Here is a 2,950-nt window from a genome sequence, read left to right on the forward strand (position 1 = left end):
CGGCATTGCGGCGGTCGATCTGACCTTTGTGAAGGTNGGGCAACGATCTGCAGGTGCTGATCGCCGGCTCAACCGACACCCTGACCATCACGAACTGGTTCCTGGGAGCGGGCTATCAGGTTGGTTCGTTCGTGCTGTCCAACGGCAGCGTGGTGCCGGTGCAGGTGTCGGTTGTGGGCACCGCGGGTAACGACACGCTGACCGGGACGGCCGGGGCTGATGCGATACAGGGCCTCGCCGGCAACGACACGCTCGATACCGGTCTGGGCGACGACACGCTCAATGGTGCTACGGGATCGGATCTGCTCAAAGGCGGCGGCGGCAACGACACCTATGTGTTCGCCCGCGGCGACGGGGCCGACACGGTCTATGACGACTATCGCACCACGACCACGACCACGACGTGGGTGACATCCGGCTATTATACGCAGCAGTACGTTAGCGACGGATATTATAGCAGCGATGGTTACGGTAACAGCTACTGGGTTGATACGTCATACTATCAAACGGTCTGGGTCGATACCTCGCACTATGTGAGCAACACCGTCGAGAATCGTTACGACGGTGGCGCCGACGTGCTGTCGTTCGGCTCTGGCGTCAGCGCGTCGGATCTTCTGATAAGCCTGTCCGGCAACGATCTGATCATCGGCGTGAAGGATCCAGCCAATCCGAATGCGACGCTGGCTCAACTAACGGACAAGATAACGCTGCAGAATTGGACTGACCCGCTCAATCGGGTCGAGACGCTAAAATTCGCCGACGGAACGACGCTGAACATCGGCTCGTTGAGCGCGTTCCAATCCGGCACCAGCGGCAACGATACCATCACGGGGACCTCCGCGAATAGCTGGCTCTCGGGTGGCCTGGGCAATGACGCCATTACCGGCGGTGCCGGCAACGACGTGCTTATCGGAGGCGCTGGCAATGATACGTTGAACGGAGGTGCCGGCACCGATGTTGCCGTGTTTTCCGGCAATGTGGCCGACTACACGATCAGCTATAACGCCGCGACCCAGGCGTTCGTGGTGACGGATCTGCGCAGCGGTTCGCCTGACGGGATTGATACGGTTACCGGCGTCGAAACTTTCCGGTTTGCCAACGGAGGGTTTGCGAGCACGAATTACACGTCGGCGCCGATCATTCTCGATCTTGATGGCAACGGCGTCGATGTCATTCAGCTGAATGCCTCGACGGCGCAGTTCGACGTGGATGGCTTGGCCGGCCGTGAACGCACGGCATGGGTTAGCAGCAGCGATGGCCTGCTGGCGATTGACCTTGCAGCCGATGGCGAAGCCGGACCGAATGGAGTGATCGACCAGACCAGCGAGATCGTCTTCACCGAATGGGCCCCCGAGGCATCGTCCGATATGGCGGCTCTCCGCCAGGTCTTCGATACCAACCACAACGGGCTGCTGGATTCCGGTGACGATCGCTGGGGCGACTTCCGCGTCTGGCGGGATGCAAACGGCGACGGCATTTCCCAGCTGGGAGAAGTACGAACGCTCGGCGACATGGGTATCGTCTCAATCGGTCTGAATCCGACCGGATCGGCTGCGATGCTCCAGGACGGTTCAATCATCCAGGGGCTCTCCAGCTTTACCAGGGCCGACGGCTCCGCAGGGCTTGCCGGTGACGTCGCGCTTGCCTACCAAGGTGGTGTGAACGAGACGGGACACGGTAGCGCGCTCGGCGATTCCATGTCGGGCAACCAATTTGCACAGCTTGTTCAGGCCATGGCGACCCATTCGGGCTATTTTGCAGGCTTCGAAACGGTGGTGTCGCAGGCGACGCCAAACGATCAAATGCCGCTCGGAACGATCGCCACTCCGGTGCACTGATCCAACGTCCAAATGCGAATCTGTTGAGTGATGTCATGAACCTCGTTGATCCGATCCTGTTTCAGTGCAAGTTCCAGCCATCGGCGCCCGCGATCATCGTGGCGGGAGGAAATGCACCGGTCTCGTACCGGCAACTTGGCCTATTCATCAGCAACATATCAAGCAGGACCAGTCGCCAGGGCGTGGTGCGAGGACAGGTGGTTGCGTTGGTCATCAAGGATCAGCTGCTGCACGTTGCATGTGTGCTGGGTCTTTCCGCGCTCGGCGTCGTCACCGTGTCCGCGCATCAAATGCAGCTGCCCACAGCTCTGCAGATCGATGCCGTCTTCTCAGAGAAACCGGAACAGTTCGGCGGGAGGCGGGTGATTGTCGTGGGCAGGGACTGGCTTGCCGACGAAGAGCCGCCATTGGCAGCGCCGAACGCGAACACTGGAACTGAAAGTAAATACTGCCGGCTCATTCTTACCTCGGGGACTACGGGCGATCCGAAAGCTGTAGCTCTCACATACGCCCAGGCCTTTACGCGAGTGATGCGGCAGCAGTTCGTATTCGGAAGTCGCTTTTCGGAGTGCTCCCGCATTTATGTCGACGTGGGTCTGTCGACCGTCGCCGGCTTTTCCACGCTGTTCAACATCTTCTGGCGGGGTGGCGTGCTGTTCCTGCAGAACAACAACCCCGTCGAGACGTTAAAAGCGCTGTTTGAGAACCGCATTCAGGCCATGGTGGCCTCACCCAAGGGACTGTCCGACCTGGTTGAGCTGTATGACAGGATGCCGGGCCAATTTGGCAAATTGGACCTCATCGTTTCCCTGGGCAGCGTGCTGGATCGGCGCTTGCTGAAACGCGCCCGCGCCCAATTGTGCAACGAGCTTAATTCCGTTTATGGGTCGACCGAATACGCTACGGTGGCCCTTGCCAGCTCGGAATTGCTTGAGAACGGCAACGGCGTTGCGGGTTACCTCGTCGGAGGCGCCGAAGTCGAAATTGTGGACCGAAGCGGTGCCGTTCTTCCCCCCGGCACTGAGGGCCTCATTCGAACGCGCGGCGTTTCTGCAGCCGATGGCTACGTCGTCAGCACGCTCGATAAGGTGGAAGCCTTTCCCGAGGAAGGG

Annotated in this window: 2 protein-coding genes; both read left to right on the forward strand. The window is 59.9% G+C overall.

Features of this window, described 5'->3' with window-relative positions:
- Positions 1-53: 53 nt before the first annotated feature.
- The gene (locus CQ14_RS45165) at positions 54-1,838 is read left to right on the forward strand and encodes a calcium-binding protein (RefSeq protein WP_057856187.1); all 1,785 of its coding nucleotides are present in this window, start codon (positions 54-56) and stop codon (positions 1,836-1,838) included.
- A gap of 35 nt (positions 1,839-1,873) precedes the next feature.
- Positions 1,874-2,950: AMP-binding protein (locus CQ14_RS01515; RefSeq protein ID WP_082649648.1), on the forward strand; the 1,077-nt coding region annotated here is incomplete at its 3' end.

The organism is Bradyrhizobium lablabi, from assembly GCF_001440475.1.
GTDB lineage: Bacteria > Pseudomonadota > Alphaproteobacteria > Rhizobiales > Xanthobacteraceae > Bradyrhizobium > Bradyrhizobium lablabi.